The following is a 16,618-nucleotide window of genomic DNA, read 5'->3' on the forward strand; positions in this document are numbered from 1 at the left end:
CCACACAGAGCCGGGCATTGAAACTGCGAGCAAAGCCCACCTACAAGAGGAAAACCCATGAACAGCAGTATCACGACAGGGGCGGCGCAGAGCGCGCCCGGTTTCCTGTCGAAGGAGCGCATCATCGCCCGCCCGGGCTTCAACCGCTGGCTGGTACCGCCGGCAGCCCTGGCCATTCACCTGTGCATCGGCATGGCCTACGGCTTCTCGGTGTTCTGGTTGCCGCTGTCCCAGGCCCTGGGCGTCACCGCCCCGGTCGCCTGCGCCGCCGACATGGGCTTCGTCGCCCGCCTGTTCAGTGCCGAGTGCGACTGGCCAATCTCCATGCTCAGCTGGATCTACACCCTGTTCTTCGTGTTCCTCGGCTGCTCGGCCGCGGTACTCGGCGGCTGGCTGGAGCACGCCGGCCCGCGCAAGGCTGGCCTGGTATCGGCGCTGTGCTGGTGCGGCGGCCTGCTGATCTCGGCGATCGGCGTGAAAACCCACCAGCTGTGGCTGATGTGGCTGGGGTCGGGTGTGATCGGTGGTATCGGCCTGGGCCTGGGCTACATCTCGCCGGTGTCGACCCTGATCAAGTGGTTCCCGGACAAGCGCGGCATGGCGACCGGCATGGCAATCATGGGCTTCGGTGGAGGTGCCATGGTGGGCGCTCCTCTGGCCACTGCACTGATGGGCCATTTCGGCAGCAGCACCGAGGTGGGCGTGTGGCAGAGCTTTGTCGCCATGGCCGCGATCTACTTCGTGTTCATGACCGCCGGCGCCCTGGCTTACCGCGTGCCGCCAACCGGCTGGAAGCCTGAAGGCTGGACGCCGCCGGCGAAAAAAGCCAACGCCATGGTCACCGACCGCCACGTGCACGTCAGCGTGGCCTGGAAGACCCCGCAGTTCGCCCTGGTGTGGCTGGTGCTGTGCCTGAACGTGTCGGCCGGTATCGGCATCCTCGGCATGGCCTCGCCGCTGCTGCAGGAAGTGTTCGCCGGCAAGCTGCTGGGCAACGAGCTGACCTTCAGCGAACTGAACCCTGCGCAACTGGCGCAGATCGCCGCCATTGCCGCCGGCTTCACCGGCCTGTTGAGCCTGTTCAACATCGGTGGGCGCTTCTTCTGGGCGTCGTTCTCCGACTACATCGGCCGCAAGAATACCTACTTCGCCTTCTTCGCCCTGGGCGTTGGCCTCTACAGCCTGGTGCCGAACATGGGCCACCTGGGCAACGTGGCGCTGTTCGTGGCGGCGTTCTGCATCATCCTGTCGATGTACGGCGGCGGTTTCTCCACCGTGCCTGCGTACCTGGCCGACCTGTTCGGCACGCAGATGGTCGGCGCCATCCACGGTCGCCTGCTGACCGCCTGGGCCGCTGCCGGCGTGCTCGGCCCGGTGCTGATCACCTACCTGCGTGAAGCGCAGCTGGCCGCAGGCGTGGAGCGGGCTGCGGCCTACGACATGACCCTGTACATCCTGGCTGGCCTGCTGGTGCTGGGCTTCATCTGCAACCTGCTGGTGCGCCCGGTGGCCGACAAGTACTTCATGACCGACGCCGAGCTTGCCGCAGAGCGCGCCCTGAGCCACGACAAGGGCGCCGACAGCGCGCGCTCGCTGGAGTGGAAAGCTTCGTCGGGCAGCCTGCCGCTGGTGCTGCTGGCCTGGGCCGTGGTGGTGATTCCGCTGGCCTGGGGTGTGTGGATCACCCTGCAAAAGACTGCAGTGTTGTTCCATTGATGTAGCTGCATTGGGGGCGCTTTGCGCCCCATTCGCGACACAAGGCCGCTCCTACAGGGGCCGTGCTAACTCAAAGGTTGCGCGGCCCCTGTAGGAGCGGCCTTGTGTCGCGATGGGCTGCAAAGCAGCCCCGACCAACACTTGTATAGACCTGTAGGCCTCTGCGCCCCCCGCAATTGCTCCCCCTGCCATATGTCATCCGCGTTTCAAGCCGGCGCGTTCTGGGCCTATAATGACGCCCTTTTCGCCCAATGATTTAGCGGAGCTGGTGATGGTCGAACGTAAGGCTTCCGTCGAGCGCAATACCCTGGAAACCCAGGTCAAGTGCTCGATCAACCTCGATGGCAGTGGCAAGGCCCGATTCGATATCGGCGTACCTTTCCTCGAACACATGCTGGACCAGATCGCTCGCCATGGGCTGATCGACCTGGATATCGAGTGCAAGGGCGACCTGCATATCGACGATCACCATACTGTCGAAGACGTCGGCATCACCCTCGGCCAGGCCTTCGCCAAGGCTGTCGGCGACAAGAAAGGCATCTTCCGCTACGGCCACTCCTACGTGCCGCTGGATGAAGCCCTGTCGCGCGTGGTCATCGACTTCTCCGGCCGCCCGGGCCTGCAGATGCACGTGCCCTACACCCGCGCCAGCGTTGGCGGCTTCGATGTCGACCTGTTCCAGGAGTTCTTCCAGGGCTTCGTCAACCACGCCCTGGTGACCCTGCACATCGACAACCTGCGTGGCCACAACACCCACCACCAGATCGAGACCGTGTTCAAGGCCTTCGGCCGTGCCCTGCGCATGGCGGTCGAGCAGGACGCGCGCATGGCCGGGCAGATGCCGTCCACCAAAGGGTGCCTGTAAATGCAGACCGTAGCCGTAATCGACTATGGCATGGGCAACCTGCACTCGGTGGCCAAGGCCCTCGAGCACGTGGGTGCCGGCAAGGTCGTGGTCACCAGCGACGCCGCGGTCATTCGTGAAGCCGACCGCGTGGTGTTCCCGGGCGTTGGCGCGATCCGCGACTGCATGGCCGAAATCCGCCGCCTGGGCTTCGACAGCCTGGTGCGCGAAGTCAGCCAGGACCGCCCGTTCCTCGGCATCTGCGTGGGTATGCAGGCGCTGCTCGACCATAGCGAAGAAAACGACGGTGTCGACTGCATCGGCCTGTTCCCGGGCCAGGTGCGCTTCTTCGGCAAAGGCCTGCAAGAAGACGGCGAGCACCTGAAGGTGCCGCACATGGGCTGGAACGAAGTGAGCCAGACCATCGACCACCCGCTGTGGCACGACATCCCCGACCGCGCACGCTTCTACTTCGTGCACAGCTACTACATCAATGCCGGCAAGCCTGGGCAGGTAGTCGGCCGCGGCCACTACGGCAACGATTTCGCCGCAGCGCTGGCCGACGGCTCGCGCTTTGCCGTGCAGTTCCACCCGGAGAAGAGCCACACCCACGGCCTGCAGCTGCTGCAGAACTTCGTCGCCTGGGACGGGCGCTGGTAAATGAGCAAAGCGAAGACCAAGGCCCCCGTCATCACCCTGGCCCCGGAGCAGGAGCGCGAGGCGCTCGACACCTTGAAGCGCTTTCTGGAAGACCGCTTCGAGCTGCAGCTGGGGTCGTTCGAGGTGGCCGAGGTCCTCGAGCTGTTCAGCAAGGAAATTGCACCCCATTACTACAACAGGGCGATTGCCGATGTTCAGCTGCACCTCAAGGAGCGGTTCGAGAGCATCGAAAGCGACCTGTGGGCGCTCGAGAAGCCCTGAACTCAACGAATTGGACAGGTCCCCAACATGCTGATTATCCCCGCTATCGATCTGAAAGACGGTGCCTGCGTGCGTCTGCGCCAAGGCCGCATGGAAGACTCCACGGTATTCTCCGACGACCCGGTGAGCATGGCCGCCAAGTGGGTCGAGGGTGGCTGCCGCCGCCTGCACCTGGTCGACCTCAACGGCGCCTTCGAAGGCCAGCCGGTCAACGGTGAAGTGGTCACCGCCATCGCCAAGCGCTATCCGACCCTGCCGATCCAGATCGGCGGCGGCATCCGCTCGCTGGAAACCATCGAGCACTACGTCAAGGCCGGCGTCAGCTACGTGATCATCGGCACCAAGGCAGTCAAGCAGCCAGAGTTCGTCGCCGAGGCCTGCAAGGCCTTCCCGGGCAAGGTCATCGTTGGCCTGGATGCCAAGGACGGCTTCGTCGCCACCGACGGCTGGGCCGAAGTCAGCTCGGTGCAGGTCATTGACCTGGCCAAGCGTTTCGAGGCCGATGGCGTCTCGGCGATCGTCTACACCGACATCGCCAAGGACGGCATGATGCAGGGCTGCAACGTGCCCTTCACCAAGGCCCTGGCCGAAGCCACGCGCATTCCGGTGATCGCCTCGGGCGGCATCCACAACCTGGGTGACATCAAGGCCCTGCTGGACGCCAAGGCCCCCGGCATTGTCGGCGCCATCACCGGCCGCGCCATCTACGAAGGCACCCTCGACGTCGCCGAGGCCCAGGCCTTCTGCGACAACTACCAAGGCTGAGGAACGACCATGGCACTGGCCAAGCGCATCATCCCTTGCCTGGACGTGGACAACGGCCGGGTGGTCAAGGGCGTCAAGTTCGAGAACATCCGCGATGCCGGCGACCCGGTGGAAATCGCCCGTCGCTACAACGAGCAGGGCGCCGACGAAATCACCTTCCTCGACATCACCGCCAGCGTCGATGGCCGTGACACCACCCTGCATACCGTCGAGCGCATGGCCAGCCAGGTGTTCATCCCGCTGACCGTGGGCGGTGGCGTGCGTACCGTGCAGGACATCCGCAACCTGCTCAACGCCGGTGCCGACAAGGTGTCGATCAACACCGCCGCGGTGTTCAACCCGGAATTCGTCGGCGAAGCGGCGGACCGTTTCGGCTCGCAATGCATCGTCGTCGCCATCGACGCCAAGAAGGTGTCTGGCCCGGGCGAGACCCCGCGCTGGGAGATCTTCACCCACGGCGGGCGCAAGCCCACCGGGCTGGATGCGGTGGAGTGGGCGAAGAAGATGGAAGGCCTGGGTGCTGGCGAGATTTTGCTGACCAGCATGGACCAGGACGGCATGAAGAACGGCTTCGACCTGGGTGTTACCCGCGCCATCAGCGATGCGCTGGGTATTCCGGTGATTGCCTCCGGTGGCGTGGGCAACCTGCAGCACCTGGCTGACGGCATTCTGGAAGGGCACGCCAGCGCGGTGCTGGCGGCGAGCATCTTCCACTTCGGTGAGTACACGGTGCCGGAGGCCAAGGCCTATATGGCTTCGCGCGGGATCGTCGTGCGCTGACAGATCGCCGGGAGGGCTTCGCCCTCCTTTTCGCGACACAAGGCCGCTCCTACAGGGATATGCGTTTGCCGAATGGTACGCGTTCCCCTGTAGGAGCGGCCTTGTGTCGCGAAAGGGCCGCAAAGCGGCCCCAAAGGCCTCACCCGTGATTCTTGCCGAGCAGCGCGTGGTAAAGCTCGGTATCCCCCAGAATCCCCACCACCTTGTCGTTATCCTGCAGCACCAGCTTGTTGCCAGTCTGGTAACGAATCTGCAGCGCCTCGCGCATGCCGATGTCGGCGTGCACCAGCGTCGGCTTGCGCCCCAGGCCTTCCACCGCCTGCCCCGGTGCCCAGTTCTGCATGTCCAGGCCGTTCTGCCCCTGGCGTGCGCGCTTGATCGAGTTGCCTTCGCCAAGGTCCAGCCACGAGTCGCCGCCCGGGTCCAGGCACACCGAGCCGTTGACCCGCTTGCAGTTGTCCAGGCTGCGCATCAGGCTGCGCCCGCACAGCACGTTCAGCGGGTTGGTGTGGGCGACGAAGGTACGCACGTACTCGTCGGCCGGGTTCAGCACGATCTCTTCAGGCTTGCTGTACTGGATGATCCGCCCGTCCTTCATGATTGCGATGCGGCTGCCCAGCTTCAGGGCCTCGTCCAGGTCGTGGCTGACGAACACGATGGTCTTGCTCAGCTTGGCCTGCAAATCCAGCAGCTCGTCCTGCAGGCCCTGGCGGATCAGCGGGTCGAGGGCCGAGAAGGGTTCGTCCATCAGCAGAATGTCGGCGTCCATCGCCAGCGCCCGGGCCAGGCCCACGCGCTGCTGCATGCCGCCAGACAGCTCATCCGGCTTTTTATTGCGCCACTGGGTCAGGCCCACCAGCTCGAGTTTTTCGTCCACCAGCTTGCGCCGTTCCTTTTCAGGGCGGCCCTGCATCTCCAGGCCAAAGCTGATGTTCTCGCGCACCGTAAGCCAAGGCATCAGGGCGAACTTCTGGAACACCATGGCGATGCGCTTGGTGCGCATCATCTTGAGCTCCGCCGGGGTGCAGTGGGCAATGTCGATGTGCTTGTTTTCGTGCTCGACGAACAACTTGCCGCGGCTGACCGTGTTCAGGCCGTTGATGCAGCGCAGCAGGCTCGACTTGCCCGAGCCGGACAAGCCCATCAGCACGCAGATTTCGCCCTTGTTGATGTCCAGGTTGGCCTTTTCGACCCCCACCACCAGGCCGGTCTGCTTGAGGATCTGCTCGCGGGTGTGGCCCTTGTCGAGCAGCGCCAGCGCCTCGCGCGGCTTGCTCGAAAAGATTACGTCGACGTCTTCGAAACGAATGATGCTCATGCCTCACCCCTTGCTGGCAGCTCCGGTTGCTTGCAGATACGGTCGAGCATGATTGCCAGCAACACGATGGCCAGGCCCGCTTCGAAGCCGAGCGAGATATCGGCGGTGTTCAGTGCGTTGACCACAGGTTTGCCCAAGCCGTCGGCGCCCACCAGGGCGGCGATCACCACCATCGACAGCGACAGCATGATGCATTGGGTCACGCCGGCGGCGATGCTCGGCATGGCGTGGGGCAGTTCGATGCGCGTCAGCAGCTGGCGGCGCGAGCAGCCGAAGGCCTTGCCGGCGTCCATCAGTTCTTGCGGCACGTCGCAGATACCCAGGTAAGTAAGGCGGATCGGCGCGGCGATGGCGAACACCACGGTGGAGATCAGCCCCGGCACCACGCCCAGGCCGAACAGGGTCAGGGTGGGGATCAGGTAGACGAAGGTGGGCACGGTCTGCATCAGGTCCAGCACCGGGCGCATGGCGGTGTAGAACATCGGCTTGTGTGCGGCGAGGATGCCCAGCGGTACGCCGAAGGCCACGCACACCACCGTGGCGAAGCTGACCTGCGCCAGGGTTTCCATGGTTTCCTGCCAGTAGCCCAGGTTGAGGATGAGCAGGAACGACAGGGCGACGAATACGGTCAGTGCCCACTTGCGCTGAATCAGGTGCGCGAGCGCGGCGAACAGGGCGATGAGCACGAAAGGGTTGAACCAGGTCAAGGCACTGGTGACGCCATGGATCATGAATTCCAGGCCTTGAGCGATAGCGTCGAAGTAATTGGCGCCATTCTGGGTCAACCATTCGACGAATGAGGCGATGTACTGCCCCAGGGGTATTTTCTGATCGATAAGCATGATAGCGAGCTTCCACCTGCAAAGATTGAAATCAGTCCGGGGCGGCACGGTCCCGCCCCGAGGTAGTGCTTGTTGCTACTGCGAATTTCGTTGTTATTGAGCGAGTTTGGCCTTGGCCGCCTCAAGGCCGGGTTTGCCATCCACGGTGGTGACGCCGGCCAGCCAGGTGTCCAGCTTGCCAGGGTTGTCCTTGAGCCATTTTTTCGCGGCGGCCTCAGGCTTCATCTTGTCGTCCAGGACATAGCCCATCATCGTGCTTTCATCCTTGAGCTCGAACGACAGGTTCTTCAGCAGTTGGCCAACGTTGCTGCATTCCTGCACATAGCCCTTGCGGGTGTTGGTCAATACGGTTGCCTTGCCGAACTCGGGGCCGAAGAACTCGTCGCCCCCGGTCAGGTACTGCATCTTGAAGCGGGTGTTCATCGGGTGCGGCTCCCAGCCCAGGAACACCACCGCCTCGCCGCGCTTCTGCGCCCGGTCCACCTGCGACAGCATGCCCGCCTCGCTGGACTGCACGATCTTGAAACCGGCGTCCTTGAGGCCAAAGGCGTTCTTGTCGATCATGCTCTGGATGGTGCGGTTGCCGTCGTTACCCGGCTCGATGCCGTAGATCTTGCCGTCCAGTTCCTTCTTGAACTTGGGGATGTCGGCAAAGTCTTTCAGGCCCTTGTCGTACAGCGCCTGGGGCACCGCCAGGGTGTACTTGGCGTTCTCCAGGTTGGCGCGCACGGTCTCCACGGTGCCGGCATCGCGGTACTGCTTGATGTCGTTTTCCATGGTCGGCATCCAGTTGCCGAGGAACACATCCAGGTCCTTGCCCGAGGCCAGCGATTTGTAAGTCACCGGCACCGAGATCATGGTGGTGTGGGTCTTGTAGCCCAGCGCCTCGAGTACCACGCTGGTGGTGGCGGTGGTCACGGTGATGTCGGTCCAGCCAACGTCCGAGAAACGTACCGTCTGGCACTGCTCGGGTTCGGCGGCCTGGGCCAGCAACGGTGCGCAGAGCATCGCGGCCAGCAACAGCGAGGGTGAAGCTTTCATAGGTGGACTCCTGTGATTTTATCTTCGGGTTCGCGGGGGCTGCCGGTGCTTTTTAGCGCGCCGATCAGCCAGGCCTGCAGAGGGCAGGATGCGAGGCCGTGCAATACGAGTCGCTTTCGATAATCCTCCAGCGTTCGGCAATCGCCTACTGGTGGGGTCGTATCCAGTACAGGACGGGTCGCATCCAGTACGGGCGATGTCGCAATCGGGTTTTTCCACCCCCACACCCCGGTTTTTGCGTCGCCCGGCCGCTGGAAAGCGGCGCACAAGGCACCGGATCACGGCGGCGCTGCCGGACAAAAGTACGTCGGTTGCAGACGGCGGGGGGGTGGGCAAAAGCCCGATGATGCGAGCATTCCAAGGCGGCTCGACGTTTCAGCCTAGCAGTTGTGCAAGGCGTCGTTTGGCGTGCCCAGACAGCCCATCAAGAGGTGTTGCGACAATGGCCATCAGCGTGTTTGACCTGTTCAAGATCGGTGTCGGGCCTTCCAGCTCGCACACCGTCGGCCCCATGCGCGCCGCCGCGCTGTTCGTCCAGGGGCTGCGCGAACGCGGCGAACTGGAACAGGTAAGGCGCATCGAGGTGCGCCTGTACGGCTCGCTGTCGGCCACCGGCGTCGGCCATGGCACCGACAACGCCACCATCATGGGCCTGATGGGCGAATGGCCCGACTCCATCGACCCCACGCAGATCACCCCGCGCATCGCCGATTTGCGCGAAACCAACCTGCTGCACCTGGATAACCGCCGGCCCATCGAATTCGTCTGGGCCCGCGACATGCTGCTGCTGGACGAGAACCTGCCCTACCACCCCAACGCCATGACCCTGGTGGCCGAAGGCGCCTCTGGCGAGCTGCACCGCGACACCTACTACTCCGTCGGTGGCGGCTTTGTGGTCGACGCCGCGCAGGCCGCCAGCGGTGTGCTGGACGCTGACCAGACCGTGCTGCCGTACGACTTCAACAGCGCCGCCGAACTGCTGCGCCTGTGCAAGCAAAACGACCTGCGTGTGTCGCAATTGATGATGGCCAACGAGAAGGTCTGGCGCAGCGAGGACGAAATCCGCGCCGGCCTGCTCAAGCTCTGGCACGCCATGCAGGAATGCGTGAACAACGGCCTGAAGTACGAAGGCACGCTGCCCGGCGGGCTCAATGTGCGCCGCCGCGCCGCCAAGCTGCACCGCAGCCTGCAGGAAATCGGCAAGCCCAACGTGATCGGCTCGACCATGAGCGCCATGGAGTGGGTCAACCTGTTCGCCCTGGCGGTCAACGAAGAGAACGCCGCCGGCGGGCGCATGGTCACCGCGCCTACCAATGGCGCGGCGGGCATCATCCCGGCGGTACTGCACTACTACATGCGCTTCTCGGATGTGGTGGACGAAAGCAACGTGGTGGATTTCTTCCTCGGCGCCGCTGCGGTGGGCATTCTGTGCAAGAAGAACGCCTCCATCTCTGGCGCCGAAGTGGGCTGCCAGGGCGAGGTGGGCTCGGCTTGCGCCATGGCCGCTGCGGGCCTGGCCGAAGTGCTCGGCGCCACCCCGCCGCAACTGGAAAACGCCGCCGAAATTGCCCTTGAGCACAACCTGGGGCTGACCTGCGACCCGGTCGGTGGCCTGGTGCAGGTGCCCTGCATCGAACGCAACGCCATTGCTGCGGTAAAAGCGATCAACGCCGTGCAGATGGCCCTGCGTGGTGACGGCGAGCACTTCATCTCCCTCGATCAGGTGATCCGCACCATGCGTGACACCGGCGCCGACATGCACGACAAGTACAAGGAAACCTCGCGCGGGGGCCTTGCGGTCAGCGCCATCGAGTGCTGATGCGCCGTTTTGGCCCGCCCCTGGCGGTTGCGCCATGTTATGGCGCAGCCGCCGCTCACGACCGGCCGTCGGCTGTCGTTACCAGTGGGGTCGTTGTCGGTGACACTCAAGTCTGTCGCTTCTGGGCAACCTTCCCACTTGTGCTACCGAACTGCTCAGCAGTGACACGCAAAGGCGCTGGCCCGGCGCTTTGCGCATGAACCACAACGCAAGAAAAAAGCCCTGCACGGCAACCAGATGACGTCGTTTTTGGGTTTTTTTGGATAGCCGTTCAATTTCAGGCACGGCGTTTGCGTTGAGATTGGCAAAGCCCCTGCATACGAACCGGGGTGATAACAAGAAACCAGTGCCCGCCTGAGGCACACCCTGCATTTGTGTGAGGAGAAATCGCGATGACGTCGTACACCTCCGGGACCCCAACCCAGAACCGCACAGCACCCCAGTCCATCGGCTTTCTCCTGCTGGACAACTTCACCCTCATTTCATTGGCCTCGGCGGTCGAGCCGCTGCGCATGGCCAACCAGCTGTCCGGCCGCGAGCTGTACCGCTGGCACACGCTGACCGTTGACGGTGGCCAGGTGTGGGCCAGCGACGGCCTGCAGATCACCCCCGACGCCGCCATGCACAGCGCCCCGCCGATGGACACCGTGATCGTCTGCGGCGGCGTGGGCATTCAGCGCACCGTCACCCGCGAGCACGTCACCTGGCTGCAGGCCCAGGCCCGCCAGTCGCGCCGCCTGGGCGCAGTGTGCACCGGCAGCTGGGCACTGGCTTGCGCCGGCCTGCTCGACGGCTTCGATTGCAGCGTGCACTGGGAATGCCTGGCCGCCATGCAGGAGGCCTACCCGCGGGTGAACATGAGCACCCGCCTGTTCACCCTCGACCGCAACCGCTTCACCAGCTCCGGCGGCACCGCGCCGCTGGACATGATGCTGCACCTGATCAGCCGCGATCACGGCCGCGAGCTGTCGGCGGCAATCTCCGAGATGTTCGTCTACGAGCGCATCCGCAACGAGCAGGACCACCAGCGCGTGCCGCTCAAGCACATGCTCGGTACCAACCAGCCGAAGCTTCAGGAAATCGTCGCGCTGATGGAGGCGAATCTGGAAGAGCCGATCGACCTCGACGAACTGGCGGTGTACGTGTCGGTGTCGCGTCGCCAGCTCGAGCGATTGTTCCAGAAGTACCTGCACTGCTCGCCGTCGCGCTACTACCTCAAGCTGCGCCTGATCCGTGCCCGCCAGTTGCTCAAGCAGACGCCGATGTCGATCATCGAGGTGGCCTCGGTGTGCGGCTTCGTGTCCACGCCGCATTTTTCCAAGTGCTACCGCGAGTACTTCGGCATCCCGCCGCGCGATGAGCGCGTGGGCTCCAACACCACGCAACAAGTGGCGATGATGCCGATCCCGCAGGCCATGGCCCTGTCGCCTCACAGCGGGCCGATGGCAGCCCTCAGCCAGGCACGCAACGAGTCGACCTTTGCCAGCGTGAGGCTTTAACGGCTCTGGGGTCGGAGTGTGGGAGCAACTGTCTTGCTCAATTTCTTAAAGCTGTCGCGATCCCTGTAGGAGCCGGCTTGCCGGCGATAGGACCGGCACAGGCGAATGCTGGCACCGGCTGTGCCGGTGATCGCCGGCAAGCCGGCTCCTACAGGATCGCGCGAAGCCTGAACCAAGCGCCGTACCTGTGGGAGCGGCTTTAGCCGCGAACACCGGCGTAGCCGGTGCCAGCCACCGCGTCGCCTGCTTCGCGGTGGTCCGCCATTCCGGCAAGCCCGCTCCCACAACATCCCGCCCCAACCTCTAATTCCCTTCGCCCACTATTGATAATGATTCTCGACAACAGGTAACATCGCCGCCCCCGAAACACCTTGGCATACCACCCCGTGGCGGACGAAAAACTGCAGCTCTACCTGGCCCACCGCCCGGCACTGGTGGACTATGCCGCGCCGATCGTCGGCTGCCGCGCCCGCGCCGAGGATGTGGTCCAGGAAGCCTGGCTGCGCTTCAGCCGGCAGGCGGACGAGGCCGATATCCGCCACCCCGCCAGCTACCTGTACCGCATCGTGCGCAACCTGGCCCTCGACCAGACCCGCCGCACCGCCACTGAAAAAGCCCAGCCAGGTGGCGATGAGCTGCTCGCCGAACTGCCTGCCAGCACCGCTTCCCCCGAGCAGGCCGTCAGCCAGCAAAGCGAACTGGCCGCCATCAGCCGCGCCCTTGAGGAGCTGCCCCTGCGCACCCGCACGGCCTTCGAGATGCACCGCCTGGGCGGCCATACCCTGCAGCAGGTGGCCAACCACCTGGAGGTGTCGGTGAGCCTGGTGCACCAGCTGGTGCGCGATGCCCTGGCCCACTGCCTGGCACGGCTGGAGGACGAGCTGTGAAAAAACCGCAGGCTGCCGCGTCTTTTGCTCAACGGGCCGACTCTGTGCGACCCTTCGCGCCCCCGAGCCCCCAGGAGACTTGCCGGACATGACGTCAGCAGACCTCACCGCCAGCCGCCGCGAGCAGGCGCTGGACTGGCTCCTGCGCCTGCAGCAGGCCCCCAGCGACATGCCCCTGCGCGAGCAGTTCGAGCAGTGGCTGGCCAGCGATGCCGGCAATGCCGAGGCCTACCGCAAGGCCGAGCGCCTGTGGCGCCTGAGCGGGCAGCTGGCGCCGACCACAAGCGAGCAGTGGCCGGCCAGCGCCGAGGTGGTGCAACTGCCGGTGCGGCGCAAGGTACCGCGCCGCTGGTGGCTGGGCGCCGCCGTGGCCGCCTGCCTGATGCTGGCGGTGGCGCCGTCGCTGAGCCTGCGCCTGCAGGCCGACTACCGTACTGCCCAAGGCGAGACCCGCGACGTCACCCTGGCCGACGGCAGCGTAGTGCAACTGGACAGCGACACCGCCATTGCCGTGGACTACGCCGGGAACCAGCGCGATGTGCGCCTGCTCACCGGGCAGGCGTTCTTCGAAGTGAAGCCCGACAAGAGCAAGCCCTTCCATGTACGCGCCGAGGGCGTGCAGGTGACCGTCACCGGTACCGCCTTCAACGTGCAGCTGCGCCCGGGCAGGGTAGGGGTGGACGTGCAGCATGGCTCGGTGCGGGTCGAGGACTCGGCCAAGCTGCTGGCCGCCGCGCTGACTGCCGGGCAGCGCCTGCGCTACCGCGACGGCCAGGCCCAGCTCAGCGCGTTCGTGCCTTCGCAGGCCGCCGCCTGGCGCCAGGGCCAGCTGATTGCTGACGACCAGCCGGTGGCCGAGCTTGTGCAGGAGCTGGCGCGCTATCTGCCGGGCACGGTGCTGCTGCGCGACGATGCGCTGGGCGCCAAGCGGGTGACTGGCGTCTACGACCTGCACAAACCCGAGGCCGCCTTGCGCGCAGTGATCCGCCCCCATGGCGGCGAAGTGCGCAGCTATGGCCCGTGGCTGCTGGTACTGAGCAAGCCCTGATAACGGCATTGCCGACTTCAACCTGTAGGAGCCGGCTTGCCGGCGATAGGGCCGGTACAGGCGAAACACCTACCGGCCTTGTATTGGTGCTGCTGGCCTCATCGCCGGCAAGCCGGCTCCTACAGGGCCGCGCCCAGCCCCCGCGCAAACTACCCACAAAACTTTTTTAACAAATTTCTGAAAAATCGCTGAACTGCCCCGTCTTCTCCCCCGCGCGCAACAACTGATAGCGATTCGTATTCAATTTTGCAGCCCGGCAATTGCCCGGGGCGGGGATCTGGGATGACTCAAGCAATAAGCCGCAAGCCATGCAGCGCGCGGGGTTTGTCGTGGCAACTGAAGCATGCGGCCGGTGCTGCCCTGCTCGGGCTGTGCTGTGCAGGCGCGGTACTGCCGGCGCTTGGCGACGAACAGAGCGCCCGCGCCGTGCTGGCGCAAACCCATGTGTTCGACATTCCGGCCCAGAAACTGGCCATTGCCCTGATCACCTTCGGCCAGCAAAGCGGCCTGCAGGTCACGGTCGACCCTGACCTGCTCGACGGCCAGCAGTCCACCGCCGTCAGCGGCCAGCTCAGCAGCGAGGCGGCACTGGCGCAGTTGCTGCTGGGCAGCGGCATTACCTGGGACTACGAATACGGCGCCCTGACCTTTCGCCTGCTGCAAACCGACAGCGGCGCGGTCGAGTTGCACAACACGCTGATTCTCGGCGACACCCAGGAAAACAGCTTCATGGGCGCCACGGTGTTCGACCGCAAGGCCGTCCAGGCCTTCCCTGGCGCCAACGGTGACATCACCACCCTGTTGCAGATGCACCCCAACGTGCAGTTCAGCACCGAGCAAAAAAGCTCCAACACCCCAGGTGAGATCGACCCGGCCGACATCAGCATCAACGGCGCCAAGTTCTACCAGAACAACTTCATGATCGACGGCATTTCGATCAACAACGACCTGGACCCAGGCGCCCACGGCTACAACGAGACCCGCCAGTTCGACTCAGCCCCCAGCCGCTCCCACGGCATCGCCCTGGACGCCGGCCTGCTCGAAGAGATCAAGGTCTACGACAGCAACGTGCCGGTGGAATACGGCAGCTTCAACGGCGGGGTGGTCGATGCTGTCACCCGCCGCCCGACCCGCGACATGCACGGCAGGATCTCCTACGCCATGAGCCGCTCGGAATGGACCCGCTACCACATCAGCGGCGACGACAAGGAAAGCTTCGAGAACTCCGCCAGCGAGAAGAACCAGCCCGAGTTCAAGAAGACCACCCTGCGAGGCACCCTCGAGGGCCACCTCACCGACGACTTCGGTGCGCTGCTGAACTTCTCGCAGAAGCGCTCGTACCTGCCGCTGCGCACCTACGCCAACGGCTACAACAGCCCGAACAACGACAACGAGCAGGTGCAGACCCGCGCCCTCGACAACTTTCTGCTCAAGACCTACTGGAACGTCAACGAGCGCCTGACCCTGGACACCTCGATCGTCTACGCCCCCCAGGAGAACGTGTATTTTCGCGAGGACTACCGCGACTCGGAGTACACCAACACCAACGGCGGCTGGCAGACCTCGCTCAAGGCCACCTACGAAGGCGACCAGGCACGCTGGACCCAGCAACTGGCGGTCAGTGACCTGTATGCCTCGCGCGATGCCGAAACCGACACGTTGATCAACTGGTACTGGTCGGATGTGAAGAACTGGGGCAACCCCGACCGTGCCACCGCACGCAGTGCCGAGGGCTCGTTCGGCAGCCTGGCCCAGACCCAGCGCAGCATCGACTACAAGCTCAAGGCCGAGTGGCAAACCTTCAACCTGGGCTCCACCCTGCACACCGTGACCACCGGCTTGGAACTGGGCTACCAGCGCGCCACCTGGGAGCGCGAGGACGATGCGCGGGCGGTGACTACCTTCAGGCGCGACAACGGCGCCACCTGCGGCAGCGACCCGTACTGTTCGCTCGGCACGCTGATCAACGGCCAGAACCGCCAGTACGGCACGGCGATGATGGTGTATGGCGCCGGCAAGGTGGACATGCAGCAGAAGAAGTACGCGTTGTTCGTCGATGACCAGATCAACTACGGCAACCTCACCCTGCGCCCGGGCCTGCGCCTGGACGCCGACGACTACATGGAGAAGAAATCCCTGGCGCCGCGCTTTGCCGGTGACTACGACTTCTTTGGTGACCGCAGCTCGGTGCTGGTCTTCGGCGCCAACCGCTACTACGGCCGCAACCTGTTCAAGTACCGCCTGGCCGATGGCCGCCAGGCCTTCACCTCGCGCTACACCCGCACCAACCAGGCCAACGACTGGGCGCTGGCCAGCAGCAACCTGAACCTGAGCAAGTTCACCAGCATGAATATCCCCTATGACGACGAGCTGATGCTCGGCCTCAACCAGCGGATGCTCGGCGCCGAGTTCCAGCTCAAGTACATCAACCGCAAGGGCCACGACCAGATCTACCGCACCCGGCCCTACTACAACCTGGACCAGACCCAGATCCCCGCCGGTTACAGCAAGGACTATTACGTCTACCTCAATGCCGGTACCAGCGAGACCGAAAACCTCAGCCTGACCGTGATGCCGCTGCAACCCCTGCGCTTCAAAGGCACCAGCACCAGTGTGCAGTTGGCCCTGAACTGGTCGCAGAGCAAGGGCGCCCACGGCGAAACCTACGACTCGGGTGTTGACCGCGAGGAGATGGACAACGAAGACGTGGTCTACGACGGCAAGCTGGTGCCCTACGAAGCGCTGCCGCCCAGCGACTTCAACCGGCCGTGGACAGCGCGCCTGGTGACCATCACCGACATCCCGCAGTGGAACCTTGAGGTCAGCAACTTCTTCCGCTACCGCGGCCCTTACGACCAGGTGGTGCGGGTTACGCCCGACGCCGAAGTCGACGGCAAGACCTACAGCCGCTACGAAACCGTCGCCACCCCAGGTGCACCGACCTGGGACATGCGCTTTGCCTGGGACATTCCCACCGGCAAGGACCAGGCGTTCTTCGTCAACGTCGATGTGACCAACGTCACCGACCAGGTCAACAAGATCGCCAGCCGCAGCTCCGTCAGCGTGATCAGCTACGAAGTCGGCCGCCAGTACTGGCTCGAAGTCGGCTACCGCTTCTGACCCGCCCCCTACAAGAAC

Annotated in this window: 14 protein-coding genes; 11 read left to right on the forward strand and 3 right to left on the reverse strand. The window is 64.4% G+C overall.

Features of this window, described 5'->3' with window-relative positions:
- Window positions 1–57: 57 nt before the first annotated feature.
- The 6 genes from ACI2KK_RS03980 (at window position 58) to hisF (ending at window position 5,026) form a co-directional block, all read left to right on the forward strand.
- Complete coding sequence (locus ACI2KK_RS03980) at window positions 58–1,716, forward strand: OFA family MFS transporter (protein ID WP_404667956.1); 1,659 nt, start codon at window positions 58–60, stop codon at window positions 1,714–1,716.
- 271 nt (window positions 1,717–1,987) lie between these two features.
- The gene (hisB, locus tag ACI2KK_RS03985; RefSeq protein ID WP_217841379.1) at window positions 1,988–2,581 is read left to right on the forward strand and encodes an imidazoleglycerol-phosphate dehydratase HisB; all 594 of its coding nucleotides are present in this window, start codon (window positions 1,988–1,990) and stop codon (window positions 2,579–2,581) included.
- Window positions 2,582–3,220, forward strand: a complete 639-nt coding sequence (gene hisH / locus ACI2KK_RS03990) for an imidazole glycerol phosphate synthase subunit HisH (RefSeq protein ID WP_217886691.1) — start codon at window positions 2,582–2,584, stop codon at window positions 3,218–3,220. It begins immediately after the preceding gene.
- Window positions 3,221–3,481, forward strand: a complete 261-nt coding sequence (locus ACI2KK_RS03995; RefSeq protein WP_404667957.1) for a DUF2164 domain-containing protein — start codon at window positions 3,221–3,223, stop codon at window positions 3,479–3,481.
- A 27-nt stretch (window positions 3,482–3,508) separates the two neighbouring features.
- The gene (hisA, locus tag ACI2KK_RS04000; RefSeq protein WP_060494680.1) at window positions 3,509–4,246 is read left to right on the forward strand and encodes a 1-(5-phosphoribosyl)-5-[(5-phosphoribosylamino)methylideneamino]imidazole-4-carboxamide isomerase; all 738 of its coding nucleotides are present in this window, start codon (window positions 3,509–3,511) and stop codon (window positions 4,244–4,246) included.
- A gap of 9 nt (window positions 4,247–4,255) precedes the next feature.
- Window positions 4,256–5,026 carry an imidazole glycerol phosphate synthase subunit HisF gene (gene hisF, locus ACI2KK_RS04005; protein WP_008091498.1) on the forward strand — a complete coding sequence of 257 codons (771 nt, stop codon included), beginning with the start codon at window positions 4,256–4,258 and terminating at the stop codon, window positions 5,024–5,026.
- A 139-nt stretch (window positions 5,027–5,165) separates the two neighbouring features.
- On the opposite strand, the gene choV is transcribed toward hisF, so the two are convergent.
- From choV to ACI2KK_RS04020, 3 genes are all read right to left on the reverse strand, one after another.
- The gene (gene choV / locus ACI2KK_RS04010) at window positions 5,166–6,344 is read right to left on the reverse strand and encodes a choline ABC transporter ATP-binding protein (RefSeq protein ID WP_404667958.1); all 1,179 of its coding nucleotides are present in this window, start codon (window positions 6,342–6,344) and stop codon (window positions 5,166–5,168) included.
- On the reverse strand, window positions 6,341–7,189 hold the full coding sequence (choW, locus tag ACI2KK_RS04015; RefSeq protein WP_217843499.1) for a choline ABC transporter permease subunit: 849 nt from the start codon (window positions 7,187–7,189) through the stop codon (window positions 6,341–6,343). The genes choV and choW overlap by 4 nt, the downstream gene beginning before the upstream one ends.
- A 90-nt stretch (window positions 7,190–7,279) precedes the next feature.
- A complete protein-coding gene (locus tag ACI2KK_RS04020; RefSeq protein ID WP_369989213.1) occupies window positions 7,280–8,227 on the reverse strand; it encodes a choline ABC transporter substrate-binding protein in 948 nt (315 codons plus the stop codon).
- A gap of 442 nt (window positions 8,228–8,669) precedes the next feature.
- On the opposite strand from ACI2KK_RS04020, the gene ACI2KK_RS04025 reads away from it, so the two are divergent.
- The 5 genes from ACI2KK_RS04025 (at window position 8,670) to ACI2KK_RS04045 (ending at window position 16,600) form a co-directional block, all read left to right on the forward strand.
- Complete coding sequence (locus ACI2KK_RS04025) at window positions 8,670–10,046, forward strand: L-serine ammonia-lyase (protein WP_404667959.1); 1,377 nt, start codon at window positions 8,670–8,672, stop codon at window positions 10,044–10,046.
- 392 nt (window positions 10,047–10,438) lie between these two features.
- A complete protein-coding gene (locus tag ACI2KK_RS04030) occupies window positions 10,439–11,545 on the forward strand; it encodes a GlxA family transcriptional regulator (RefSeq protein ID WP_404667960.1) in 1,107 nt (368 codons plus the stop codon).
- Window positions 11,546–11,931: 386 nt separating this feature from the next.
- Window positions 11,932–12,432, forward strand: coding sequence for a sigma-70 family RNA polymerase sigma factor (locus ACI2KK_RS04035; protein WP_404668080.1), 501 nt, complete (start codon window positions 11,932–11,934; stop codon window positions 12,430–12,432).
- 88 nt (window positions 12,433–12,520) lie between these two features.
- Window positions 12,521–13,480, forward strand: coding sequence for a FecR family protein (locus tag ACI2KK_RS04040; RefSeq protein ID WP_404667961.1), 960 nt, complete (start codon window positions 12,521–12,523; stop codon window positions 13,478–13,480).
- Window positions 13,481–13,762: 282 nt separating this feature from the next.
- Complete coding sequence (locus ACI2KK_RS04045) at window positions 13,763–16,600, forward strand: TonB-dependent receptor plug domain-containing protein (RefSeq protein WP_404667962.1); 2,838 nt, start codon at window positions 13,763–13,765, stop codon at window positions 16,598–16,600.
- The last annotated feature ends 18 nt before the right edge of the window (window positions 16,601–16,618 follow it).

It is taken from the genome of Pseudomonas sp. NPDC089406 (assembly GCF_044900265.1).
Taxonomy (GTDB): domain Bacteria; phylum Pseudomonadota; class Gammaproteobacteria; order Pseudomonadales; family Pseudomonadaceae; genus Aquipseudomonas; species Aquipseudomonas fakonensis.